Annotated in this window: 24 protein-coding genes and 1 riboswitch; of the genes, 12 read left to right on the top strand and 12 right to left on the bottom strand. The window is 74.9% G+C overall.

Going from position 1 to position 23,284, the window contains the following annotated elements:
- Positions 1-67 precede the first annotated feature (67 nt).
- Positions 68-1,645, top strand: a complete 1,578-nt coding sequence (locus ABZ861_RS20820; RefSeq protein WP_361632209.1) for a phospholipid carrier-dependent glycosyltransferase — start codon at positions 68-70, stop codon at positions 1,643-1,645.
- A gap of 9 nt (positions 1,646-1,654) precedes the next feature.
- Here the strand turns inward: ABZ861_RS20820 and ABZ861_RS20815 are convergent, their stop codons facing one another.
- Entirely contained in the window at positions 1,655-2,053 is a 399-nt protein-coding gene (locus ABZ861_RS20815) for a DUF3662 domain-containing protein (RefSeq protein ID WP_361632128.1), read from the bottom strand.
- Between the two features lie 172 nt (positions 2,054-2,225).
- On the opposite strand from ABZ861_RS20815, the gene ABZ861_RS20810 reads away from it, so the two are divergent.
- A complete protein-coding gene (locus tag ABZ861_RS20810; RefSeq protein ID WP_361632126.1) occupies positions 2,226-3,173 on the top strand; it encodes a MurR/RpiR family transcriptional regulator in 948 nt (315 codons plus the stop codon).
- Between the two features lie 213 nt (positions 3,174-3,386).
- Positions 3,387-3,767 carry a hypothetical protein gene (locus tag ABZ861_RS20805; RefSeq protein WP_361632124.1) on the top strand — a complete coding sequence of 127 codons (381 nt, stop codon included), beginning with the start codon at positions 3,387-3,389 and terminating at the stop codon, positions 3,765-3,767.
- Between the two features lie 40 nt (positions 3,768-3,807).
- Here the strand turns inward: ABZ861_RS20805 and ABZ861_RS20800 are convergent, their stop codons facing one another.
- Positions 3,808-4,710, bottom strand: coding sequence for a hypothetical protein (locus ABZ861_RS20800; RefSeq protein ID WP_361632122.1), 903 nt, complete (start codon positions 4,708-4,710; stop codon positions 3,808-3,810).
- A gap of 208 nt (positions 4,711-4,918) precedes the next feature.
- On the opposite strand from ABZ861_RS20800, the gene ABZ861_RS20795 reads away from it, so the two are divergent.
- Positions 4,919-5,329: a zinc ribbon domain-containing protein gene (locus tag ABZ861_RS20795; protein WP_361632120.1), complete on the top strand. Its 411-nt coding sequence runs from the start codon at positions 4,919-4,921 to the stop codon at positions 5,327-5,329.
- A 61-nt stretch (positions 5,330-5,390) separates the two neighbouring features.
- Here the strand turns inward: ABZ861_RS20795 and ABZ861_RS20790 are convergent, their stop codons facing one another.
- The 3 genes from ABZ861_RS20790 to ABZ861_RS20780 all read right to left on the bottom strand — a co-directional run bounded on the left by ABZ861_RS20790 (position 5,391) and on the right by ABZ861_RS20780 (position 8,499).
- Positions 5,391-6,659, bottom strand: a complete 1,269-nt coding sequence (locus ABZ861_RS20790; RefSeq protein ID WP_361632118.1) for a glycosyltransferase 87 family protein — start codon at positions 6,657-6,659, stop codon at positions 5,391-5,393.
- Positions 6,660-6,925: 266 nt separating this feature from the next.
- Complete coding sequence (locus ABZ861_RS20785) at positions 6,926-7,324, bottom strand: PPOX class F420-dependent oxidoreductase (RefSeq protein WP_361632116.1); 399 nt, start codon at positions 7,322-7,324, stop codon at positions 6,926-6,928.
- Positions 7,321-8,499, bottom strand: coding sequence for an aminotransferase class I/II-fold pyridoxal phosphate-dependent enzyme (locus tag ABZ861_RS20780; RefSeq protein WP_361632114.1), 1,179 nt, complete (start codon positions 8,497-8,499; stop codon positions 7,321-7,323). The genes ABZ861_RS20785 and ABZ861_RS20780 overlap by 4 nt, the downstream gene beginning before the upstream one ends.
- Before the next feature lie 118 nt (positions 8,500-8,617).
- Between ABZ861_RS20780 and ABZ861_RS20775 the strand changes: the two genes are divergently transcribed.
- The gene (locus ABZ861_RS20775) at positions 8,618-10,000 is read left to right on the top strand and encodes a S1 family peptidase (RefSeq protein WP_361632112.1); all 1,383 of its coding nucleotides are present in this window, start codon (positions 8,618-8,620) and stop codon (positions 9,998-10,000) included.
- Positions 10,001-10,292: 292 nt separating this feature from the next.
- Here the strand turns inward: ABZ861_RS20775 and ABZ861_RS20770 are convergent, their stop codons facing one another.
- The 4 genes from ABZ861_RS20770 to ABZ861_RS20755 form a co-directional block, all read right to left on the bottom strand.
- Positions 10,293-10,478: a hypothetical protein gene (locus ABZ861_RS20770; protein ID WP_361632110.1), complete on the bottom strand. Its 186-nt coding sequence runs from the start codon at positions 10,476-10,478 to the stop codon at positions 10,293-10,295.
- A gap of 101 nt (positions 10,479-10,579) precedes the next feature.
- On the bottom strand, positions 10,580-11,275 hold the full coding sequence (locus tag ABZ861_RS20765) for a L,D-transpeptidase (RefSeq protein ID WP_361632207.1): 696 nt from the start codon (positions 11,273-11,275) through the stop codon (positions 10,580-10,582).
- A 473-nt stretch (positions 11,276-11,748) separates the two neighbouring features.
- Positions 11,749-12,378 (bottom strand): MBL fold metallo-hydrolase, encoded by a 630-nt coding sequence (locus tag ABZ861_RS20760; protein WP_361632108.1) that lies wholly within the window; start codon positions 12,376-12,378, stop codon positions 11,749-11,751.
- Positions 12,378-13,463: an S-(hydroxymethyl)mycothiol dehydrogenase gene (locus ABZ861_RS20755; protein WP_361632106.1), complete on the bottom strand. Its 1,086-nt coding sequence runs from the start codon at positions 13,461-13,463 to the stop codon at positions 12,378-12,380. Before ABZ861_RS20755 ends, ABZ861_RS20760 begins: the two co-directional genes overlap by 1 nt.
- Positions 13,464-13,790: 327 nt before the next feature.
- Positions 13,791-13,875: riboswitch (ZMP/ZTP riboswitch) on the top strand.
- 20 nt (positions 13,876-13,895) lie between these two features.
- Here ABZ861_RS20755 and ABZ861_RS20750 point away from each other — a divergent pair.
- The 3 genes from ABZ861_RS20750 to ABZ861_RS20740 all read left to right on the top strand — a co-directional run bounded on the left by ABZ861_RS20750 (position 13,896) and on the right by ABZ861_RS20740 (position 18,204).
- A complete protein-coding gene (locus tag ABZ861_RS20750) occupies positions 13,896-14,744 on the top strand; it encodes a bifunctional 5,10-methylenetetrahydrofolate dehydrogenase/5,10-methenyltetrahydrofolate cyclohydrolase (protein ID WP_361632104.1) in 849 nt (282 codons plus the stop codon).
- 382 nt (positions 14,745-15,126) lie between these two features.
- Positions 15,127-16,356: a glycosyltransferase gene (locus ABZ861_RS20745; RefSeq protein ID WP_361632205.1), complete on the top strand. Its 1,230-nt coding sequence runs from the start codon at positions 15,127-15,129 to the stop codon at positions 16,354-16,356.
- 741 nt (positions 16,357-17,097) lie between these two features.
- Positions 17,098-18,204, top strand: coding sequence for an XdhC/CoxI family protein (locus ABZ861_RS20740; RefSeq protein WP_361632102.1), 1,107 nt, complete (start codon positions 17,098-17,100; stop codon positions 18,202-18,204).
- A 443-nt stretch (positions 18,205-18,647) separates the two neighbouring features.
- Here the strand turns inward: ABZ861_RS20740 and ABZ861_RS20735 are convergent, their stop codons facing one another.
- Positions 18,648-19,157: a metallophosphoesterase gene (locus ABZ861_RS20735; protein ID WP_361632100.1), complete on the bottom strand. Its 510-nt coding sequence runs from the start codon at positions 19,155-19,157 to the stop codon at positions 18,648-18,650.
- Positions 19,158-19,404: 247 nt separating this feature from the next.
- Here ABZ861_RS20735 and ABZ861_RS20730 point away from each other — a divergent pair, with 247 nt between their 5' ends.
- Genes ABZ861_RS20730 through ABZ861_RS20720 form a run of 3 tightly spaced genes read left to right on the top strand, consistent with a single transcriptional unit; the run spans position 19,405 to position 21,860 of the window.
- Positions 19,405-19,866, top strand: a complete 462-nt coding sequence (locus tag ABZ861_RS20730) for a MarR family transcriptional regulator (protein WP_361632098.1) — start codon at positions 19,405-19,407, stop codon at positions 19,864-19,866.
- Positions 19,863-21,275 (top strand): MFS transporter, encoded by a 1,413-nt coding sequence (locus tag ABZ861_RS20725; RefSeq protein ID WP_361632096.1) that lies wholly within the window; start codon positions 19,863-19,865, stop codon positions 21,273-21,275. Before ABZ861_RS20730 ends, ABZ861_RS20725 begins: the two co-directional genes overlap by 4 nt.
- Positions 21,276-21,278: 3 nt before the next feature.
- Positions 21,279-21,860, top strand: a complete 582-nt coding sequence (locus ABZ861_RS20720; protein ID WP_361632094.1) for an isochorismatase family protein — start codon at positions 21,279-21,281, stop codon at positions 21,858-21,860.
- A 182-nt stretch (positions 21,861-22,042) separates the two neighbouring features.
- Here ABZ861_RS20720 and ABZ861_RS20715 read toward each other — a convergent pair whose 3' ends face one another.
- Positions 22,043-22,228: a hypothetical protein gene (locus ABZ861_RS20715; RefSeq protein WP_361632092.1), complete on the bottom strand. Its 186-nt coding sequence runs from the start codon at positions 22,226-22,228 to the stop codon at positions 22,043-22,045.
- Positions 22,229-22,347: 119 nt separating this feature from the next.
- Positions 22,348-22,683 carry a DUF6479 family protein gene (locus ABZ861_RS20710; RefSeq protein ID WP_361632090.1) on the bottom strand — a complete coding sequence of 112 codons (336 nt, stop codon included), beginning with the start codon at positions 22,681-22,683 and terminating at the stop codon, positions 22,348-22,350.
- Between the two features lie 276 nt (positions 22,684-22,959).
- On the opposite strand from ABZ861_RS20710, the gene ABZ861_RS20705 reads away from it, so the two are divergent.
- Positions 22,960-23,250 carry a hypothetical protein gene (locus ABZ861_RS20705; RefSeq protein WP_361632088.1) on the top strand — a complete coding sequence of 97 codons (291 nt, stop codon included), beginning with the start codon at positions 22,960-22,962 and terminating at the stop codon, positions 23,248-23,250.
- The last annotated feature ends 34 nt before the right edge of the window (positions 23,251-23,284 follow it).

The following is a 23,284-nucleotide window of genomic DNA, read 5'->3' as shown; positions in this document are numbered from 1 at the left end:
GCGGGTTCTCCTGCGGCGGCGTCGGCGGTGGCTGGTCTCGTTCGCCGTGGTGCTGCTGCTGGCGCAGATGGCCGCGGCCATGGTCGTCTCGGCGGCCGGGGAGACCCCGACCATCGACGAGCCGGTCTACGTGGGCACGGCGGCCGACTACCTGCACGAGCACCGCCTCGCCTACAACCCCGAGCACCCGCCGCTCGGCAAGCTGGTGATCGCGGCCGGGGTGGCGGCGGCCGGTCCCCGCTTCGACGCGTCGTTCACCGGCGACCAGGGCCGTCTGGGACGGCACTTGCTGTACGAGTCGGGCAACGACCCCTGGCGGCTGATGCTGTGGGCGCGGCTGCCGGTGATCGCGCTGACGCTGCTGTTCGCCCTGGCGGCGTTCGCCTTCGCCCGGGAACTGGCGGGAGCGGCGGGCGGTCTCACGGCCCTGGTCCTGTACTCCTTCTCGCCGGACCTCCTCGCGCACGGCTCGCTGGCCACGCTGGACGCGCCGGCCGCGGGTTTCGCGCTGACCTCGGCCTGGCTGCTGTGGCGGGCCCGGCGACGGCCCGGGGTGTACGCGCCGCTGGCCGGGGCGGCGGCGGGCGCGGCGGCCGCGACCAAGATGAGCGCACTGCCCGTGCTCCCGGTGGTGTCGGCCCTCGTCCTGGTCTCCGTGTGGGCGAGCCGCCGTCCCGGCCCCGGCCGCGCCGCGCGGGTCCGGACCCTCGCCGCGGGCGCCGGGTGGGCGTCCGTCGCGTGCGCGGCGGCGACCGCTGTCGTCTGGGCCTCCTACCTGGCCGTCGACCCGCGGCTGCGCCGGTCCTACCGGGCGCCCGCGCCCGCCCTGCACGGAGCGCGGGCGGCGCTGGTCGACGCGCTGCCGTTCCCGCGGGCGTACCGCGACGGGATGCGGATGCAGTTCGGGCTGGAGAACCTGCCCTGGCAGGGGTTCCTGTTCGGGCACGTCTACACCGGGGCGCGCTGGTACTACCTGCCGGTCGCGCTGCTGGTGAAGACGCCGCTCGGCGCGCTCGCCCTGTGGGGCGCCGGGGCCGTCGCCTTGGTCGCGGTGCGGCGGCTGCGTCCGGCGGCGCCGTACGTGCTGGCGCCGCCCGCGGTGCTGCTGGCCGCGGCCATGCACTCCGCGCGGGACTTCGGCACCCGGTACGCGCTGTTCCTGCCCATGTTCCTGGCCGTCGCCGCCGGGGCGCTCGGCGCCCTGCGCGGTCTCCTCGGACGCCGCGAGCGGCGCGCGGCCGGCGCCCTGGCGGCGCTGGCCGCGTTCGCGGCGGTGAGTTCGGTGCGCGCTTTCCCCTACTACCTGCCCTATTCCAACGAGGCGTTCGGCGGCCCGGCGCGGACGCATCTGCGCCTGCACGACGCGAACGTGGACTGGGGCCAGGATCTGGGCCGACTGGCGACCAGGCTGCGCACGCGCTATCCGCGCGAGCGGGTCTGGCTCGTCTACAAGGGCAGCGGCGTGCCGTCCTTCTACGGCATCCGCGCCGCCGATCCGCGCGCGGCGCCGCCCGAGCGGGTGCGCGGGCTGCTGGCGGTGTCCGACTCGGCCGCCGCGAAGGCGAGGGGGCGGCTGGCGGCGCTGATCGCGTCCAGCCGCCCGATCGACGAGGTCGGTCACTCGATCACCCTGTACCGCCGGTGAGCCGGTGACTCAGGCCGGGGTCCGGAACGCCTGGGCGCTCACGTGCGGCATGACGCGGCCGACGACGCGGTAGCGGCCGTTGGGCACCTGGCCGGACCGGGTGACGTGCACGGTGAGCGGGCCCGCCCACTCGTACCCGTGGCGTTCGGCGTGCCGGGCCAGGCTGTCGGTGAGCGCCTGGCCCACATGGCTGCCGCGGCGCGTCAGTTCGTCGTGCACGGACTCGGCCAGCTCGACGTCGTAGGCGTTGGGCACCATGATCCGCCGCTGGCTGCACACGACGGCGTTCGCGTCGCACTCGCGGTGCAGGGCGTCGAGGAGTTCGACGGGATCACGGCGGGCGATCCGCGTGCGCAGCGCCTTCCACCGGTTCTCCAGGGCCCGTTCCAGCTCGGTCAGTGCGCTCACGTGTCACGTCTCCTCGAAGTCGTCGGGGCGCCGGGCCGGACCCGGGCGAACCGATGGGCGTTCTCCTCTCCGGTGTCGCGGGTGCCCGCGCGACGCGCTGGTATCCGTGAGCGGCCCGGTCTGTCTTCCGGCGGCCCTGCTCATGACGGTGAGTGAGCTAGGTTGAACTCCTGTGGGAGAGAATGCAGCCGCCGAGACGCCATCGCCGCAGCAGGCTCGCGCGCAGGCGTCCGCGATCGCCTCGGGAAAGACCGCGCCGCAGGCGGAGGCCGCGCCCGCGTCCCAGCTCAGAGCGCTCTTCGACGGGCCCCGGCTGTCTCCCGGGCAGCGCCGCATCGCCCAGTACCTGATCGAGAACATCGCCGAGGCGGCGTTCCTGCCGATCACCGAGCTGGCGGACCGGGTCGGCGTCAGCCAGCCGTCGGTGACGCGGTTCGCCGGCGCGGTCGGCTTCAGCGGCTACCCGGCGCTGCGCGAGAAGCTCCAGTCCATCGCGCTGCGGACGCTCGCGGGCGGGCCGGGCGCGGCCGAGGAGGACCGGGGCAACGCGCTACAGGCGGCGGTCGACGCGGAGATCGGCAACCTGGAGAACCTGCGCCGCGACTTCGCCGATCCCGACCGGGTGATCGCGGTGGGCCGGGAGCTGTCGCGCTCGGCCCCGCTGACGGTGCTGGGCCTGCGCATCTCGGCCTCGCTCGCCGAGTACTTCGCCTACGCGGCGCGGCGCATCCACCCCGACGTCCGGCTGGTCACCCTCGGCGGGAGCGTCGCCTACGACGCCCTGCTCCAGTCACGTGAGGCCGGCGGCGCCTGGGTGCTGGCCTTCTCCATGCCCCGGCACGCGCAGGAGACGCTGACCGCCGTGCGGGTCGCCCGCGGCGCCGGTCTCAAGGTGGCCCTGGTCACCGACCTGGCCCTCGGCGCGGTGGCCGACGAGGCCGACGTCGCCTTCGCCACCGGCACCGGCTCCCGCCTGGTCTTCGACTCCTACGCGGCGCCCAAGGTGATGTGCGCGGCGCTGCTCCAGGCCATGGCCGACGCCGACCCCGAGCGCACGCAGGCCCGCCTGGAGGAGTACGAACAGGTCGCCGACCAGCACCAGTTCTTCCTTCGGGACTGACCGGCCGTAGCTGAATGTTTTCATACGTCTTGCAAACCGGATGACATATATAAATACTGCTCACGGATCGCACCCGGCGTACTCCGGGCGTGAGCCACTGGGCGTCCGGTCGGCCACGGCCGGGCTCACGCCCGCGCGGCGGCTCCGGCCCTCCCCTGGCCGGAGCCGCCCCCCTCGTCGAACCGTCCTCCACGAGGCCGCCCTCCGGAAGCGATGCCCATGCCTGTGACGTCCACGCGCACCGGTCCCGACTGGCCCCGCCAGGTCAAGGCCCCGGGAAGTCACGACTGGGAGCGCTCGGCGGCCAGGTGGCTGCGCGAGCTGGTGCCCGCGCGCTACGGCGACTACCCCGTGCTGGTCCGCCATCCCGTCCTGCTGGCGCGGCACGCGCAGATCCAGGTCCAGCAGGAGATCCGGGTGGCGCGCACCGCTCTGCAGACGGCGCGCTGCGACCTCCCCCGGCTGGGCGTCCCGGAGTCGGTCATCGAGCACTCCATCAAGCTCTACGCGGCGGAACTGCTGCACCTCCAGCACATCGCCCGCAGCGTCCGCGCGGTGACCGGCGCGCTCCAGGGGCGCGCCGGCAGTCGCTGACGCGCGCCCGGAGCGCACCCCTGGGCGTCGGCGCGGCCTCTCACCGCCGCGTCGCGCCGCCGCTCCCGTCGCCGGGCGCGCCATCGGGCACGTCACCGGGCGCGTCGGGCCGGTGCGCGGCGGCGAGGAAGGCCCGCAGGGAGTCCTTCATCGCGGCGACGAAGGCGTCTTGCGCCGATGCGTCGAGCGCGTCCAGGGACAGGTAGGGGTTGAGGTCCTCCAACTCGACCAGCAGCAGGGCGCCGTCGGGCGCGCGGCACGCGTCGACCCGCTGGATGCCGTGCGCGAGGCCGTTCCAGTCGACGAACCCCTGGGCGAACTCCCGGTCCTCGGCGGTGTGCTGGTACGGGCGCAGCTCCCAGCGCCGTTCCGGATCGGGCGCGTAGAGGGCGTACTGGAGGTCGTGGTCGACGAAGTAGAACGAGATCTCGTGCACGAAGTCGACGCGCGGCTGGGCGAGGACGTCGCCGTCGAGGAGGCCGGGCAGCGCGTCGGCCCCGACGACGCGCAGCCCCATCGAGTCGGCGCCCAGCCTGGGTTTGACGACGTACGCCTGCGCGTCGGGGAGGCGGTGCAGGTCTTCGGGCCGGTCGACGGTGGGGATCACCGGGCGCCCGGCGGCGCTCAGGTCGAGGAGGTACTGCTTGCCCGCCATGTCGCCGCGGCCCGTGAGCGGGTTGTAGACCCTGACGCCGCGCTCCCCCGCGCGGGCGCGGAAGTCCTCGTAGGCGTCGCGGTAGCCGAGGACGGGACCGCTGTTGCGCACGACGACGGCGTCGAAGCCGTCCATGAGGGCCGCCGCGTCCCGGGGGTGACACAGGGCCAGGTCGAAGTCGTCGCGGAGGCGGGCGGTGAGCCGGACGTCCTCGTCGCCGTAGCGGCGCCCGCGGGCCGGGTAGGCCAGGTCGGTGACGTAGAGGAGGCGGTGGCGGGCGGGCGGCATACGGGACTCCTGGGGACCGGGCGGCGAGCGGGGGCCAGGCTACTGCGGTCCGGGCGCACTCAGTCGCCATGAATGGTACTCAGTGCCTTTACTCATGGCACTCAGTGCCATACGCTGACGCCGTGCACGGCGGCACAGCGCCCCGCGCACCGGCGTGCGCGCATCGAGCGCGCTGCGGATTCCGGCCGAGCGCAGGGAGTTGACCAGCGTGTACCACCGTTCAGGAAACGCTCCGTCGGGGACCGGCGGCGCCACCGGCCTGCTGGATCCGGCGGCGCGCGACGCGGAGACCCTGTACTTCCAGCGCTGCACCTGGTGCGGGACGGCCGTGTACCACCGGCTGCTGTGTCCGGCGTGCCGGGGCAGCGAGCTGCGGACCGAGCGCAGCGAGGGCGCCGGCACCGTCCGGCATGCCACGGTGGTGCACCGCAACACCCCCTCCGCGCGCAACGTCTCGCTGATCGAGATGGCCGAGGGCTTCGTCGTGCGCGGCCGGGTGACGGGCCCGCTGATCGGCGTCCACGGCGGCGACCGGGTGCGGCTGTCCACCGCCGAGGACCCGGTGCGCGGCGAGCCGGTCTTCCACCTGCTCGACGAGACCTTCGGCGCGTGGACCTGACGTCTCGCCAGGGCGGACGCCATCGGCACGCACGGGTAGCCGACGCCCCGCGCACAGTGCGTCAGGCGGAGACGGAGCTGTCCTTGTCCGAGCGCGCCCGCCGCCGCATCGGTTCGGGAGCGGGGATCTCGTCCTCGTCCGGCGCGGAACCGGCCGCCAGGGCGAGGAAGGTGAGCACCGCGCAGACGGCGTAGACGGTCCCCGGCCAGGCGAGCAGCGCCGGATACGGCGTCGGGCGGCTCAGCCGGTCCTCCACGCTGACCAGGCGCGGCACCAGGCGGGTGACGGTGACGAGGGCCCACACGGCGAGGACGGCCCGGTCGAGCGGGCGCCGGCGTCCGGGGCCGTGGGCGAGCCAGATCATGGCGGGCACGCACCAGACCCAGTGATGGCTCCAGGAGATGGGGCACACCAGCAGCGCGTACAGCTCCACGGTGACGAGCAGGCCGAGCCGGTCCTCCCGCCGCGCGCAGCGCACCAGCGCGCAGACCGCCGCGACGGTGACCAGGGCGAGCACCGCCCACCACAGGGCGGCGCCGGTGACGTCGGGGCCGATCAGCCGGGTGAGCGCGCCGCGCAGGGACTGGTTGCGCACCGTCCACGCCGGACCGACCCGGCGGGTGTCCGTCACGAGCCCCGTCCAGTAGCGCACCGACGCCCCCGGCGCGACCCACCAGCCCACCAGCACGGTCGCGGCGCCGGTGGCCAGCGCCCACAGCGCGGCCCGCCACTGCCGGGTCGCCAGCAGGTACAGCCCGGCGACGGCCGGGGTCAGCTTCACCGACGCGGCGAGTCCTACGGCGGCGCCCCGGCCCGCCGCGGCCCGGGTGAGCGTCAGACCGCCGAGGACGAGCGCGGCCAGCAGCAGGTTGATCTGCCCCTGGTCCAGGGTGTGCCGCACCGGTTCCAGCCACAGGGCGGCCGCGGCCCAGAGCATGGCCAGTTCACGCGTCCGGGGTCCGGAGTCCGGGGCCAGCAGGCGCAGCGCGCAGGCGGTGACGACCAGGAGGGCCGCCACCGAGAGGGCCTGCCAGAGCCCGACCAGCACCGCCCACGGCAGGGGCGCCAGCGGCAGGAACAGCAGCGCGGCGAACGGCGGGTAGGTGAACGGCAGCACCGGGATCGGCGGACCGGTGTGCACGGCGTAGTCGTAGAGGCCGCCGGAGAGCACGTGCGGCGACGCCTCGCGGTAGACGCGCAGGTCGAGCGGGTGCGGCGGGTGCAGGGCGAGGGTGAGCGCGTAGAGGGCCAGGGAGGCGGCCAGGCACCATCCCGCCCTTCGGACGAGCCAACCGCCGACCGTCCGGCACCGGGCCGAGAACGCCTTCACCCCACCAGCTCCGTCACATCCGCGGCGCCTGCCGTGTCCTGCGGCGCCGTCGCCTCAGCGCGGCGCCCGCTCCGTACGCCGGCGCCGGTCGCACTCTCCGCGGCTTCCGTCGCCTGCGCGGCGCCCGTCCGGTTCGCGGCGCCCGCAGCCTAGCCCGGACCGGGACCCGGCGGAGCGCCACCGCGCGGATCGCTCACCGGGACACGCACGTTTCACCCCGGCTTCACCGGCGGGACCGTCCCCGGCCGCGCCGGGGAGGCGCGCGGTCAGCGCCCGGGGGTGAGGGTCACCCGGATGCCGACGGTCCCCCCGGTTCCCCGGCGCAGCCGGCTGCCGAGCAGGGTGAGGCGGCCGATCAGACCGTACTTGCGGGCGATCAGGTCGCGGTAGCGTGCGGTGGCGGCCTGGTCGCAGATCTCCGCGGTCGCCGCGACCTGGTCCCCGGTCGGGTTGCCGCGCACATCGCAGGGGCCCACCAGGACGTCGGCGCGGTTGCGGATCCGCTTCACCTTCCAGGAGTCGGCGGACGTCCACACCCCGAGCGCGTCGCCGTCGCGCACCACCCACACCGGGGTGGCGACCGGCGTGCCGTTCCGGCGGAAGCTGGTCACCAGCAGGTACTTGCCCGCTCCCAGGCGCTCCGCCTGGGCTTCGCCGCCGCTCATCCGACCGCTGCCGTCATCCGCCGCACCGCCTCCGTGATCACGTCTGGTGAGGTTCCCAAATTCAGGCGCACGTGTCCAGCGCCACCCGCCCCGAACGGCAGACCGGAGTTCAGGGCGACCCGCCCCCGGTCGAGGAAGACCTGCGCCGGGTCGTCGCCCAGGCCGAGGCCGCGGCAGTCCAACCAGGCCAGACAGGTGGCCCGGCCGGGGCGGTGGGCGACGGCCGGAAGCCGCGCCGCCAGCAGGTCGGCCAGCAACAGGCGGTTGCGGTCCAGGCCGGCCAGCAGCGCGTCCAGCCAGCGACCGCCCTCGCGCAGCGCCGCGGTGTGCGCGATGACGCCGAGATGGCTCGCGCCGTGGCCGACCTCCTCGGGCATCCGGGCCAGGTCGGCGGCGGCCGCGGGACCGGCGATCGCCACGGCGGCCTTCAGACCGGGCAGGTTCCAGCCCTTGCTCGCCGACATCAGCGACAGCCCGTTCTCCGCGCCCGGCACACTGAGATACGGCGTGAACTCCGCGTCCGCGGCGAGCACCGGCGCGTGGATCTCGTCGGCGACGACCCGCACCCCGTACCGGTCGGCGAGGGCGGCCAGCGCGGCGAGTTCGTCCGCGGTGTGCACGGTGCCGGTCGGGTTCTGCGGGCTGCACAGCAGATAGGCGGCCCGCCCGCCGCGCGCGGCGGCCCGCCCGAACGCCTCCTCCAGCGCGTCCGGGTCCAGACGCAGGTCCGCGCCGAGCGGCGCCTCGACGACCTGCCGGTCCATGTGCTCGATGAACTGGAAGAACGGCGGATACACCGGCGAGCTGACCACCACGGGGTCCCCCGGTCCGGTCACCAGCTTGAGCATCTCGACGGCGCCCAGCATCACGTCGGGCGCCAGCGCCGTGCGCGCGACGGCGAGTCCGTCCCAGCCCCAGCGCTCCGCGGCGAAGGCGGCGAGCGCCTCGGCGTAGGCGGAGCCCGCCGGGTAGCCGGTGTCCCCGAGGGCGAGGGCGTCGGTGACCGCGCGCACCACCGGTTCGGCGACCGGCACGTCCATCTCGGCCACCCACAGCGGAAGGACGTCGGCGGGGTGGGTGCGCCACTTCATGCTCGTACGGCGGCGCAGGTCGTCGAGGGTGAGGACGCCGAGGGGATCGGGTTCGCCGGACGGGTCGTGCGGGATCCTGGCCATGGGCACACGATAGGGCGCTGAACACCTTGGCGCCGCGGAGCGTATGGACGGTGAGGGCTACGAGGTCCGTGCGGATGCGGGGTGTTGGGACGGTGTGTCGGTTGTTCGGGAGCCATCCATGAGGCACGCGCGAGGACGGGCCGTCCGGCGGGCGACGCGGCTGACGGCCGTGGCGGGACTCCTCCTGGGCACGGCGATGATCGCGCAGGGGGCGATGGCGGGCGAGGCCGCCCCGCGCGGCCCGGCCGAGTCGCCGGCCGTGCGGGCCGCCGCGACCGGCGCCGATCTGGTGGACCGGCTCGGGACGGCGCGCACGGCGGGCAGTTGGATCGGCGCCGACGGGCGCGCGGTGGTCGCCGTCACCGACGCGAAGGCGGCGGACGCGGTGCGCCGGGCGGGCGCGGAGGCGAAGACCGTGCGGCACAGCATGGACGAGCTGAGATCGGCCGCGGCCGCCCTGCGCGCGGCCCCCCGGGTGCCCGGCACGGCGTGGGTGACGGACTACCGCACCAACCGGGTCACGGTCGAGGCGGACGGCGGCGTCTCCGCAGCGGACTGGACCCGGATGAGCCGCGTCGCCCACGGCATCGGCGCGTTCGTGCGCATGCAGCGCACGCCGGGCCGGTTCACCACGCGTCTCAACGGGGCGCAGCCCATCCTGTCGACCGGCGGACGCTGCTCGGCCGGTTTCAACGTCACCGACGGGCGCACCGACTTCATCCTCACCGCCGGGCACTGCGGGCCCACCGGGAGCATCTGGTTCGCGGAGGGTCAGGGCGGCGGGCGACTGGGGCGCACGGCCGGCAGCAGCTTCCCGGGCCATGACTTCTCGCTGGTGCGCTACGACTCCGGGCGGGCCGGGCAGGGCGCCGACGTGGTGGCGATCGGCGGGGGCAACGGTGTGCGGATCACCGGCGCGGGCGAGGCGGCCGTGGGGCAGCGGGTGTTCCGCAGCGGCAGCACCAGCGGGCTGCACGAGGGCGAGGTGACCGGCCTGAACGCCACGGTGAACTATCCCGAGGGCACCGTCACCGGGCTGATCCAGACCACCGTGTGCGCGGAGCCGGGCGACAGCGGGGGCCCGCTGTTCTCGGAGGGGATCGCGTTGGGCGTGACCTCGGGCGGCAGCGGCGACTGCACGACGGGCGGCACGACGTTCTTCCAGCCGGCGCCCGAGGCGCTGACCGCGCTGGGCGTGAAGCTGATCGTGACGACGCCGCGGCGGGGCGCCGCCCAGGGGGCCGCCCCCACGGGCGGGTCCTCGGGGGCGCCCGCAGGCGGCGCCGGGACGCCCGCAGGCGCCTCGCCCGGGGCGTCGGCGGCCGTGACGGGCGCCACGACCGCGAGGACCCTGCTCGCCCGCCTGTCCAACCCGGCGAACATCGGTCCCGGGCTGCTGGTGATCGGGGGGAGTCTGATCGCGCTGGTGGCCACCCGGTGGATCCGCACCGAACAGGACCGGCGGGCGTTCCGTCGGCACCACGCGTCGATGTGGGGCTGACGACGAACGGGCCCCGGCGGGGGCTGACGACCGGGCCGAGGCGGTCCGGGCGCCCCGAGCCGGGCAGCGCACGGCGGTCCGCGCGCCGGGGGCGTCCCGCCGCGCGGAGGAGTCTGCGACGCCGTGGCGGACGGCGGGGGGCCGCTGGGAGGGGAGGCCGGTGGGAGAGGAGGCCGGTTCGAGGGGAGACGGCGATGCCCGGCCGGAGGACGACGGGCCGGAAGGCGGCGGGCCTGGAGCGGGCTGGACCGTGGCCGCCCCTTCCCGTCCGGCGGGAGGGGGCAGACGCGGGCTAAGCGGCTTGGTCCGCCTGCGGGGCGGCCGCGGCCCACTCCAGGACGAGGCGCTGGTACTCCTCGCGCTGCTCGGTGGTCAGTGTCCCGCCCGACCGGCGCCACAGCGCCCGGATCTCCTCGTTGACCTCCGCGGCCGATCGCTCGGAAGCGGCTTCAACAGTGGTGGACATGCTGTGAAGCATAGGCCGACCGGCGTGAAGGCGTCGTGAGTAAGTACGACCGATGCGGGCATATCGGACCGTGTCGCTCATCACGTCGTCCCGCTCAACCCCCTTGACCTGTCTCAGGTTCCGGGCTTACGGCCGTACACGAAGACGTCGTCGCCCGTCTTCAGCAGCGACCAGTACCGCTGGGCGTCCTTGCTGGTCATGTTGACGCAGCCATGGGAGCCCGGCGGGTTCCACATGCTCAGGGCGACCGAGTGGAACGCCTCGCCGCCGTCGAAGAACTGGCTGTACGGCATCGGGACGTCGTACAGGTTCGAGACGTGGTGCAGATCACGCCAGTAGATCCTCTTCAGACCGGTGCGGGTCTCGTAGCCGTCGCGGCCGGTGCGCACCGGAACCGGGCCGTACACCAGCCTGCCGCCGTCCTGTATCCAGCTCAGTTGCAGCGTCAGGTTGACGCAGGCGATACGGCCTTTGTTGGTGGGGCACTTGCCGTCCCTGTTCGGCTTGTTCCCCACGGCTCGCTGGCGGCTCACGAGATCCATCACGCCCCAGGTGACGGGTCCGGCGTAGCCGATGGCGGGCGTGACGCCGTGCGTGGTCTGGAAGTTGCGGATCGCCGAGCAGTCGGCGGCCGACTGGCGTCCGTCGACCGGGCGCCCGAGGAACTTCTCCGCCTGCTTCTGATAGGGGCCGGTCCGCGTCGTGCAGCTCGCCGCCTGCGCCGGCGCGGCGCCCAGCGCGAGCGTGAGCGGCGCCACCAGTCCGGTGACGCCGAGGACGACGGCCCCTCGTCCGCCTATGTGTCTCATCATGGTCCCCTCTCCCCCACGGTGTCCGGGCGCGGTCGCGCGCTCGAAGCCTTAGACGGCCGAGGGGGCGCAGCGGTTGTGACGCGTCTCGGGAAAGTCCGAAAAGGAGACATTCGGCGTCGCACGGCCGCACAGGAGGACGAACGGGGCCGTCCGGGCGTTCGAAGGGCCATGAGGCAGCCGGTGTTGAGCGCAGTGAGACCGCCGACCACGGCCAAAGCGGCGGCGACGACCCGGGCGGCACCGGTGATCCAGGCCGCGTCGTGGGAGGCGAGGAGGGCCGCGGCGGGGCTGCGGCGCTGCGCGGCTGCGGGGCGCACGGGCCGTCTTCGGCCGGTGCGGCCCCGCTCGTCGTCTCGTGCTGTCCGCCCGCGGCGTACGGGCGGTGCGCGTCGTACGGGCCGCCCGCGTCGTAGGGCAGGTACGCGCCGTGGAACGCGTCCGCGCCGTGGAAACGCGTCCGCGGGCGGAGTTCAGTGCCCGCGGGCGATCCACTCGTCGAGGTGCGGGGCCTCGGCGCCGATCGTGGTGGGGTCGCCGTGGCCGGTGAGCACCTTCGTCTCGGGCGGCAGCGTCAGCAGGCGGTCGCGGATCGAGTCGACGATCGTCGGGAAGTGCGAGTAGGAGCGGCCGGTGGCCCCCGGGCCGCCCTGGAACAGGGTGTCGCCGGTGAAGACGACGCCCAGCCCCGGATCGTGCAGGCACACCCCGCCGGGCGCGTGGCCGGGCGTGTGGAGGACCTTCAGGTCGGCGCCGGCCGCCTCGATCACCTGGCCGTCCGCCAAGTGCTCGTCCGGCTCCCGGTCCGGGTGGGTCATCCGCCACAGCGGCAGGTCGTCGGGGTGCAGCCAGATGCTCGCGCCGGTGAGGTCCGCGAGCGCCGGCGCGGCGTTCACGTGGTCGTTGTGGGCGTGGGTGCACACGATGGCGGTCAGTCGGCGGTCGCCCACCGCGGCGGCGACGGCCTCGGCGTCGTGGGCCGCGTCGATGACGACGGCCTCGTGGTCGTCGCCGACGATCCACACGTTGTTGTCGACGTCCCAGGAGCCCCCGTCGAGCGTGAACTGACCGGAGGTGACAAGGCGTTCGATGCGGGCGGCCATCAGAACACCACCACCGAGCGCAGCACGTCGCCCTGCTGCATCCGCTCGAACGCCTTCTCGACCTCGTCTAGTTGGATGGTCGAGCTGACGAACTTGTCCAGCGGCAGGCGGCCTTGCAGGTGCAGGTCGACGAGCATCGGGAAGTCGCGGGAGGGCAGGCAGTCGCCGTACCAGCTCGACTTGAGCGCGCCGCCGCGCCCGAAGACGTCCAGCAGCGGCAGTTCGAGCTTCATCTCGGGCGTGGGGACGCCGACCAGGACGACGGTTCCGGCCAGGTCGCGGGCGTAGAAGGCCTGGCGGTAGGTCTCCGGGCGGCCGACCGCGTCGACGACCACGTCGGCGCCGAATCCGCCGGTCAGCTCGCGGACGGCCTCGACCGGGTCCTTCTCGCGGGAGTTGACGGTGTGCGTGGCGCCCATCTCGCGGGCGGTGGCGAGCTTACGGTCATCGATGTCGACGGCGATGATCTTCGCCGCGCCCGCCAGGTGCGCCCCGGCGATCGCCGCGTCGCCGACGCCGCCGCAGCCGATGACGGCGACCGAGTCGCCGCGTCCGACGCCGCCGGTGTTGATCGCCGCGCCGAGGCCCGCCATCACGCCGCAGCCGAGCAGCCCGGCGACGGCCGGGGAGACGGCGGGGTCGACCTTGGTGCACTGCCCGGCCGCCACCAGCGTCTTCTCGGCGAAGGCGCCGATGCCGAGAGCCGGCGAGAGTTCGGCGCCGTCGGTGAGCGTCATCCGCTGGCGGGCGTTGTGGGTGTCGAAGCAGTACCAGGGGCGCCCGCGCAGACAGGCGCGGCAGGCGCCGCACACGGCACGCCAGTTGAGGACGACGAAGTCGCCGGGCGCGACGTCGGTGACGCCCTCGCCCACCGACTCCACGACGCCGGCGGCCTCGTGGCCGAGCAGGAAGGGGAACTCGTCGTTGATGCCGCCCTGTTTGTAGTGCAGGTCGGTGTGGCAGACGCCGCAGGCCTGGACCTGGACCACGGCCTCGCCGGGCCCCGGGTCCGGCACGACGATCGTCTCGACCCGCACCGGCTCGTCCTTCCCGGGTGCGATCACGCCGCGCACTTCCTGGGCCATGGTGGCTGTCCCCTTCCGTCGACCGTCGGCCGTCCCGTCGACCCTACGCCGTGGCTGATCGGAAACGGAGCGCATGGGCGCGGACCGGGTGCGCGCCGGGCGCCCGCGCCCAGAGCCGCCGTCCGGCGTCCCGTACGTGCGCGGACGGAGTGCGCGCCGGGCGCCGGTCCGCGTCGGCTCGGCGCCGCGGACGGCGGGGACCGGTCCGCACCGCGGCGAGACCGGGCCGGTGACCTGGTTAAGGACGGGCTTCGTCCGCTCGCCGGGATCACGCGGACCGGGTTCGGCGAGGCCCCTCCATGCGGCGACGAGTGAGTGAGTACGCTGGGGCGGGGCCGTGACTGGCGCTGAGGTGGAGCACCACCGGGGAGCGGCCCTCATCGAGTCGTAGCCGCGCGCCTGGGCGATCCATCGCACGCTCAGGAGCAGCACATGTCCCCAGCACGCCTCATGGACGGCGCCGCGCTCGCCCGGCAGATCGTCGAGAAGACCGCGCAGCGGGCCGCCGACCTCACCGACCGCACCGGCACGGCCCCGTGCCTGGCGACGGTGCTGGTCGGCGAGGATCCCGCCTCCGTGACGTACGTCCGTATGAAGCAGAACCGCTGCCGCGCGGCCGGGATCGACTCCCGGCGCGTCGCCCTGCCCGCCACGACCGGCACCGAGGAGCTGGTCGGCACGCTCCGGTCGCTGTCGCAGGACCCGTCGGTCCACGGCATCCTGCTTCAGCACCCCGTGGGCGAGCACGTCGACGAGCGGGCCGCGTTCGAGGCGATCGCGCCCGAGAAGGACGTCGACGGCGTCACCTTCGCCTCTTTCGCCACGATGAGCTTCGGCCTGCCGGGCTTCGTCTCCTGCACGCCCGGCGGCATCATGCGGCTGCTCGACGCCTACGACGTGGACCCCGCGGGCAAGCGCGCCGTCGTGGTCGGGCGCAGCGCGATCCTCGGCAAGCCGGTGGGCATGCTGCTGCTGGCGCGGAACGCCACGGTCACCTACTGCCACTCGCGGACCGCGGATCTGGCGTCCGTGGTGCGGGAGGCCGACATCGTCGTCGCCGCGGTGGGCCGGCCGCGGCTCGTGCGCGGCGAGGACGTCAAGCCCGGCGCGGTCGTGATCGACGCGGGCTACAACGAGGGCAACGTCGGCGACGTCGACTTCGACTCGGCGGCGGAACGCGCCTCGCTCATCACGCCGGTGCCGGGCGGAGTCGGCCCGATGACCATCGCGACGCTCCTGGAGCAGACGGTGGAGGCAGCCGCCCGGCAGCTCGGGGCGTGATCCGGGCGGCTGGGCGCGCAGGCGGGTGACGTCTGGGCCTAGGTGTCGTCGTCGGCGGCGCCGTCATCGGCGTCGGCGCCGGGCCGGGAGCGGGCGTCTGGGAGCAGAGCGGGCGCCCCGGGGCAGGGGGCGGGGCGAGGCAGGGGGCGGGGCGGCCTCCGCGGCCGGAGCGGACCCGGAGCGGGCCCGGACCGGACCCGGGCGGCCCTCGCCCGCACGCCGGGCGCATCCACGGGTGGGGGGCGACTGGAGCCCGCCGCCCCCGGCCCTCGCCCGCGCGCCGGGCGCGCCCGCCTCGGGGTGACGGCGTCGAGGTCAGACGGGTCGTTCGCGGGCCGTGGCGAGCGGCGCGGCCATACTGGCCGACGTGCGCGTAGCGATCATGACGGCGGGGTCCCGAGGCGATGTGGCCCCCTTCACCGGACTGGGGCACGGCCTGGCCCGAGCGGGCCATGCCGTCACCTTGGTCACCCACGCGTGCTTCGAGCCGCTGGTCGCGGGGTCGGGCGTGGGGTTCGCTCCGTTGCCGGTGGATCCGCGGGCCGAGTTGGAGTCCGCGCGCGGGCGGGGGCTGCACCGCAGCGGGACCGGTGCGGGCAAGGTGCTGCGAGGCGTCGTCCTGGCGCGGGCGGCTCTGGCCCGGATGACGGACGACCTGATCGCGGCGGCGGAGAAGAGCGACATGCTGCTGCTGTCCGGCTCCCTGGGGCCGGTCGGACACGCCATGGCCGAGGCGCTGGGCCTGCCCAGCATGAGCGCCCATCTGCAACCGCTCTCCCCCACCGCGGAGTTCGCGCCCGCGCTGCTCGGCGGCGGCCACTGGGGGGCGACGGCGAACCGGGTGGCGGGGCATGGGGTGAACCTCGCCGTGGGGCGGGTCTTCTCGGCCGCGGTGCCCGGCGTCCGCGCGCGGCTGGGGCTGCCGCCCGGCCGCGGCGGCGTCGTCCGCCGGATCCGGACCAGGCCGCGGCTGCCGGTGCAGCACGGCTTCAGCCCGCTGGTGGTGCCCCGGCCGCGCGACTGGGGGGACGGTCTCCAGGTGTGCGGCTACTGGTGGCCGTTCGACCGTGACGTCCGGCTGCCGGAGGAGGTGCGCGCGTTCCTGAGCGCGGGGCCGCCGCCGGTCTTCGTCGGGCTCGGCAGCGCCACGGTGCCCGACCCGGTCCGGCTGAGCGCGACGATCGTCCGCGCGCTGCGCCGTGCGGGGCTGCGCGGGGTGGTGCAGCGGGGCTGGAGCGGTCTCGCGGCGGCGGGCGAGGACATGCTGACCGTGGACGAGGTGCCGCACTCCGCCCTGTTCCCGCACATGGCGGCCGTGGTGCATCACGCGGGGGCGGGCACGACGGCGGCCGGGCTGCGCGCCGGAGTGCCCGCCGTGCCGGTGCCGGTCCAGTTCGACGAGGGCTTCTGGGCGGAGCGGCTGGTCCGGCTCGGCGTGGCCCCGTGTGCGGTACCGCTGCGCGGGCTCACCTCCGACGCGCTCGCCGCGGCACTCGCCCGAGCCGCCCGGGGCGCCGTGCACCGCGAGCGGGCAGAGACCCTGGGCGCCCTGATCCGGGCGGAGGACGGCGTGGCGCCGGTGCTGGCGGCGGTGAACCGGGCAGCGGGCTGACGCCCCGCCGCCCCCGTAAGCCCTGCCTCCGCACCGCACCGCCCCGTCGACTTCCCGGGCCGGTCACCCCCGCTCGCTGCGTTCGCCGCACACACGCGCCGTGGACCGGGCCGGGCTGTGGGGTGGCCGTCCCCACCCGGGCCGCCGATGCCGGGGGCGCCCCCGCTGAGGGCCGCCGCGACCGGGTGGCGCTGTCTGAGGCGGTCGACGCCGACGCGGTGGAGCGGGCCGCCTGGGGCAGCGCGGGGCACCCGGCCGCTGTGGGCAGCCTAGGCCGTGTCCGAGTACCGGACGCACCTCGCGCGGGTGCTGGCCCAGCGGACTGTAAGCGGCGATCTGCGGGCGGCGCGCAGTGTGCCGCAGGCGCTACGCGGTGACCTGCGCGCCGCGCGCGGCGCGCTGTAGGCGGTACGCCACGTACCGCAGGCGGTGCGCGGAACGCTGCGGGCGGTCCGCGGCGACCCACAGGCGGTGCGTCATGTGCCGCAGGCTGTACACAATGCGCCGCAGGCGGTACGCGGCGACCCGTGGGCGGTGCGCCGTTCGCCGCGGGTGGTGCGCGAGGCGCCGCGGCCGGGTGGTCGCCGCGGGCTTCGGCCCGGCGGGAGCGGTGACGGGGCCCGGGGCGTCGTACCGTGCACACAGAGCGGGCGGCCAGAGCGGGCGGGCAGCGCGGGCGGGCAGGCGCCGGTAGCCGCGCGGATCACCGCCGGGCACGGTCCCGCAGGAGAGGAGCGGAGTGTGCGTGACATCCTTCCGGCGCTCGGGCGCTGGTACGCGGCGCGGGCGCCGTTCGGGCTCGCCACGGTCGTCTCGGTCAGTCGCAGCGCACCCCGCGACCCCGGCGCGGCGATGGCCGTCGGGCCGGGCGACGAGGTCGTGGGCAGCGTGTCCGGGGGATGCGTGGAAGGGGCGGTCTTCGAGCTGGCCCAGCAGGCCGTGGCGACCGGCGAGGCGCGCTGGGAGACGTTCGGCTTCAGCGACGAGGACGCGTTCGCGGTCGGCCTCACCTGCGGCGGTGAGATCGGTGTGCTGGTCAGGCCGGTGACGCCCGAGTCGGACGCCGCCTTCGGCGCGGTCGCCGCGTCGGTCGCGCGCGGCGAGCCGGTGACGGTGGCGACGGTGGTCGACGGCCCGGCGCCGCGCGGAGCGACCCTCGCGGTGTGGGCCCGGAAGGTGAGCGGCGCCCTGGGCGAGCCCGGCCTCGACGCGGCGGTCACCGCGGACGCCCGCGGCGAGCTGGCCCTGGGCGCCACGGGTCTGCGCCACTACGGGCCGCGCGGCGAGCGGCGCGAGGACGCCGTCACGGTGTTCCTGCACTCCTTCGCCCCGCCGCCGCGGATGCTGGTGTTCGGCGCGATCGACTACGCCGCCGCCGTGGCCCGGATCGGCGCCTTCCTCGGCTACCGGGTCACGGTGTGCGACGCCCGTCCGGTGTTCGCCACGCCGAAGCGGTTCCCGGACCCCGTGGAGGTCGTCGTGGACTGGCCGCACCGCTACCTGGCGGGCACGGACACCGACGAGCGCACGGTGATCTGCGTGCTCACCCACGACCCGAAGTTCGACGTGCCGCTGCTGGAGGAGGCGCTACGCCGGCCGGCCGCGTACATCGGGGCGATGGGCAGCCGCCGCACCCACCGCGACCGGCTGGAACGGCTGGTCGAGGCCGGTCTGGCGCCGTACGAGCTGTCCCGGCTGCGCTCGCCGGTCGGGCTCGACATCGGCGCCCGCACGCCGGAGGAGGTGGCCGTGTCCGTCGCGGCCGAGATCGTCTCGCTGCGCTGGGGCGGCACCGGAACGCCCCTGACCGAGACCGCCGGCGCCATCCACGCGACAGGTTCCGTCTAGCGGCGAACAGCCCGCCAGGGAACGGCCCCCACGATGTCAGGGTGGACGGGCGCGGTAGTGGAGGGACACGGCGGCAGAACAGCCCACGGGCCGAACTCCCCGGAGCACCGGCTCATAGCCTTCCCTGCCACCGGACCGGCGGATTTCCGCACGGCACAGATTCTCGCAATTCATCCGATGAGGGATGGTTGGGGCACCACCCACCGGGTATGCGGCCTGACATCGGAAGAGGCGCCTACGCCTCGACAGCACATGTGCTATACCACCTCGCTTCGGAAGGAGGTCCGTGACAGCGTCTTCTCGCAGCTCCCGGTCCGCTTCCGCGCACGGAGCGGCCCGGATCTCGCCGCGAAGTCGGCTCGAGAAAGGGAAGTGACCCCGGGGCGGCCCCCCTGACGGGACCGCCCCTCCTCCACGTCCGGGGAGTCGGCGCCCGCTTCCGTCTACGCCTCCGAGCGGCGGGGCAGCCGGTGCAGTTCCACCTCGGCGAGGCGGCCTCCGGTCAGCGTCGCGGTCATGTACGTGCAGTGGGGCTGGCGGCGCCGGTCGGTCGGCGAACCGGGATTGAGCAGGCGCAGCCCGGAGGGCGCGACGGTGTCCCAGGGGATGTGGCTGTGACCGAAGACCAGGACGTCGAGGTCGGGGAAGCGGGCGGCGCAGCGGGCCTCGCGCCCGGCGGCCGCACCGGTCTCGTGCACGACGCCGAACCGCAGCCCGTCCAGTTCGGCGCGCGCCACCTCCGGCAGGCGGGCCCGCAGTTCGGGACCGTCGTTGTTGCCGTACACGCCGATCAGCCGGCGGCTGCGGCTCTCCAGCAGGTCGAGGGTGTCGGCGTCGACCCAGTCGCCCGCGTGCACGACGACGTCGGCGCGCGGGACCTCGGCGAGCAGCCGCTCGGGCAGCTCCTTGGCGCGCTTGGGCAGATGGGTGTCGGTCATCAGCAGGAGACGCACGGCGCCAGCGTATCGCCGGGCGCCCGGCGCGGCGCGAGCGGCGGATCTTCAGCGCGAGCGACGGATGCTCGGGGCGGGCAGCGGATCTTCGGCGCGGACGGCGGATGCTCGGCGCGGACGGCGGATGCTCGGCGCGGACGGCGGATGCTCGGCGCGGGCGACGGATGCCCGGCGCGGGCGGCAGTTCTTCAGGCTGGGCTGCACAGGCAAACTGGACAGTTTCACTTGATGGTTTTATCGTGGCGCCATGACCGACCAGTCCGTCCCCGCGCCCGAGGGCGTCTCCGCATCCGCCGCCATAGCCGCGCGCGACCTGCGCGTGGTGTTCAGCAGGCTGCGCCGCCGCATCCGCGAGGTCGCGCAGGACGAGGACCTGACGCCGTCCCAGGTGTCGGCGCTCACCCTGGTCGGCAAGCACGGCGCGGCCACGGCCAGCGCGCTGGCCTCCGCCGAGGGGGTCAGGCCGCAGTCGATGGCCGCCACGCTCGCCGTGCTGGAGCGCCGACAGCTCATCCGGCGCGCCCCCGATCCCGACGACGGGCGGCGGCAACTGGTCACCCTCACCGACGGCGGCCGCGAGCGCATCGAGGGCAATCGGCAGGTCCGCCAGGAGTGGCTGCCCCGGGCCTTGCAGGAGCGGTACAGCGAGGACGAGCGGCAGACCCTGATCGAGGCGTTCGCCCTGCTGGAACGGCTGACCCGGTCGTGAAGCCGAGGCTCACCCGCAGCACCGGCACCGCCGAGGCCGGTAGCCCGGCCCCCGACGCCTTCGACCGACGGCTCATCCCGCCGATGATCCTCGGCTCCGTCCTCAACCCGATCAACTCCTCGATGATCGCGGTGGCTCTGGTGCCGATCGGCGCCGCCTTCGGAGCCCCGCCGTCGCAGACGGTCTGGCTGATCTCGGCGCTGTACCTGGCGACCGCCGTGGGCCAGCCGGTCATCGGGCGGCTCGTGGACATGTACGGACCGCGCCGGCTGTATCTCTGCGGCACGGCGCTGGTCGGCGCGGCGGGCCTGCTGGGCGTCCTCGCGCCGTCGCTGGGCGCCCTCGTGGGCGCGCGGGTGCTGCTGGGGTTCGGGACGTCGGCGGCCTATCCGGCGGCGATGCAGCTCACCCGGCGCGAGGCCGAACGGACCGGTCAGGACAGTCCGGCGGGCGTGCTGACGGCGCTCGCCGTCGCCAACCAGACGGTGGCCGTGGTCGGGCCGGCGCTCGGCGGGCTGCTGATCGGCGCCGGCGGCTGGCGCGCGGTGTTCACCGTCAACGTGCCGCTGTCCGCGGCCTGTCTGGTGCTCGGCGCCCTGCGGCTGCCGAAGGAGCGGCCGGCCGCGGGCTCCCGGCGGGGCGTGGACCTGCTCGGCATGGCCCTGTTCGCCGGGGCGCTGGTGTCGCTGATGCTGTTCCTGACGGCCCCGCGAGCGGACCGCTGGTACCTGCCGCTGCTCGCCGCCGCGGCCGGCGCCGCCTTCACGGTGCGCGAACTGCGGGCGGCCCAGCCGTTCGTCGACCTCCGGGTGCTGAGCGGCAACGTCCCGCTGCTGGCCACGTATCTGCGGCAACTGCTCGGCTACACCGCGTCCTACGCCTTCCTGTACGGCTACACGCAGTGGCTGGAGGAGGGCCGGGGGCTCAGCGCCTCCACGGCCGGACTGGTGCTGCTGCCGTTGTCGGCCGCCGCCCTCGTCGTCTCCACCCTCACCGGGCGGCGGGAGGCGGTCCGGGCGAAACTCGTCGTCGGCGCCTCCGTCCAGGTCGCGGGCTGCGCCCTGCTGCTGTGCGTCGGCGCTGGCAGCCCTGTGTGGCTGCTGCTCGGCGCGGGCGCGGTGATGGGCGTGCCCCAGGGCCTGATCGGCCTCGCCACCCAGAACGCGCTGTACCGGCAGGCCGCTCCGGAGCGGATCGCCTCGGCCGCCGGGCTGCTGCGCACCTTCGGTTACCTCGGCGCGCTGAGCGCCTCCGCCGCCACGGCGGGGTTCTTCCCGCACCGCGCCGACACGGCCGGGCTGCACGGCCTGGCCCTGCTCATGGCCGCCGGATCGGCGCTGCTCCTGCTGAGCGTCCTGCCCGACCGGTCGCTCGCACGTCTCACCCCCCGCACCCTCCGAAAGGCCTGATCCATGGCAGTCACCGCACTCGACCCGCGCACCGCCCTCGTGGCGATCGACCTCCAGGCCGGCATCGTCGCCGCGCCGACCGTTCCCGTTCCGGGCGCCGAGGCGGTGGCCCGCACGGCAGAGCTGGCCGACGCCTTCCGCGCCCGTGGCCTGCCCGTCGTGCTGGTCCGGGTCTCCTTCGCGTCCGACTCCGGCGACATCCCGCCCGGCCGCACCGAGGGCGCCCCCCGCGTCAGCCGTGCGGAGGGCTGGGACGAGATCGTTCCCGAGCTGGCCGGGCATCCGGGCGACCTCACCGTCACGAAGCACAACTGGGGCGCCTTCCACGGCACCGACCTCGACGTCCAGCTTCGCCGCCGCGGGGTGACGCAGATCGTGCTGACCGGCATCGCGACCAGCATCGGCGTGGAGTCCACCGCCCGCGCCGCCTACGAGCACGGCTATCACGTCACCCTGGCCACCGACGCGATGGCCGACATGAGCGCCGAGGCGCACGAGAACAGCGTCACCCGGATCTTCCCCCGCCTGGGCGAGACCGGCACCGCCGCAGAGATCCTGCGGTCGCTGTCCACGACGCACGGCTGACGCGCCCGCGCGGAGGGCACACGGCATGCGCCCCGCACGCATGAAAGGCATACGGCGTGCAGCCCCGCACGCGTGCAGGGCGCATCGGGGTCGGCAGACCTGAGAAGGGCAGCCGACGGAGGCCAGTCGACAGGCCGACGCCAGTCCCCAGTGCTCAGCCCTCAGTGCTCAGCCCTCAGTGCTCAGTCCTCGCCCCGCACGATGTTCCAGTCGGCGCCGTTCTCCGGGCCGCCGCGCTCGCGGCGCGGACCGGTGGCGTCGATCGCCGGAAGGCAGGTGCGCACCCCGTTCCGACGCACCCGGCGGGCCGTCGCCCACCCCGTCTCGGCTCGCCGGACGTCCGGTTTCTCGGGACGGTGCACGATCACGACGTCTCATCTTCCTTCTGCTCTGCGGTCTCCCCCGCCATGGGGGCGTGCGTCTACGCCCCTTCAGGTGCCCGTGCGGGACCAGGGAAAACCCTCCCCCCGTCCCGTACGGGCACGGCTCAGCCGGAGTCGGACCAGCGTCGGCGGCCCTGGTCGTCGCTGCGCCTGGTCCCGGGCGAGCCCAGTTCGTGCGGCGTCAGGCGCCGCCCCGTCTCCTCGGCCCGCGGCACTTCGTCCGGTTCGCGTCGCTGCTGCGTCTCGTGCGCCGGACCGGAGTCCGGCAGAGTCGTCGGGTGCTTCCCGCCTCGCGACGTCCTCGACTCGTCCTGCTTGACCCGGATGCCGAGCCGGACGGCCCACACCAGGGCGGCCACGACGACGAGGGCGCCGACGACGATGACGACGCCCGCGAGGGCGGAGCCCGCGGCGGCTGCTTCGTATCGGCTGATGTCCATGGCGCGCGGGTACCCGTCCGGCTTCGACGGATTCGCCGGAGTTCGGATGAAGTACGGCGGCGCCGACGCGGAGGAGTCCGCCGAGGGCGCGACAGCGGAAGGAGCGCCTGTCGCACCGCGGTGGAGAGCGCCGCCCAGTTGCGGCGAAGGGAGCGCGCGGCGTGCCGCGGGAGGCGGTGGGCGCGGGGTCGCGCCACCCGCCACACGGGTGTGCCGTACCGGCGTCACGGCAGGTCTGAGCGCCCGCGACCCGGCCGGTGCTTAGGGTCCTGGGCTGTGGCACACACCTTCGAAGAGCTGGTGGCCAAGCATCGCGCGGCCGACGAGGCGCACCAACGGGTCGAGCAACTGCGGGAGGACTACGGGCCGCCCGCGCAGGAGCGCTGGACCGGGATGCAGACGGAGACGTACGAGACGGCATGGCGGGCCTGGCGCGACCTCGCCCGCGATCTCCAGGGCGCGCTGAACGAGTACGCGAGCGACGAGGGCAGGTCCCGCTCGGAGATCGAGGCCGACGTGGAGCGGGTCGCGGAGTCCGACGGCGGCGCCGCGTCGGACGGGACCTGAACCGCCGCGCCGCCGTCACCACCGGTCGCCTGGG

It is taken from the genome of Streptomyces sp. NPDC046985 (assembly GCF_040644415.1).
In the GTDB taxonomy this organism is placed as follows: Bacteria; Actinomycetota; Actinomycetes; order Streptomycetales; family Streptomycetaceae; genus Streptomyces.
Note: the sequence above shows the minus strand (reverse complement) of the source record. Positions and strands in the feature narration are given on the sequence as shown.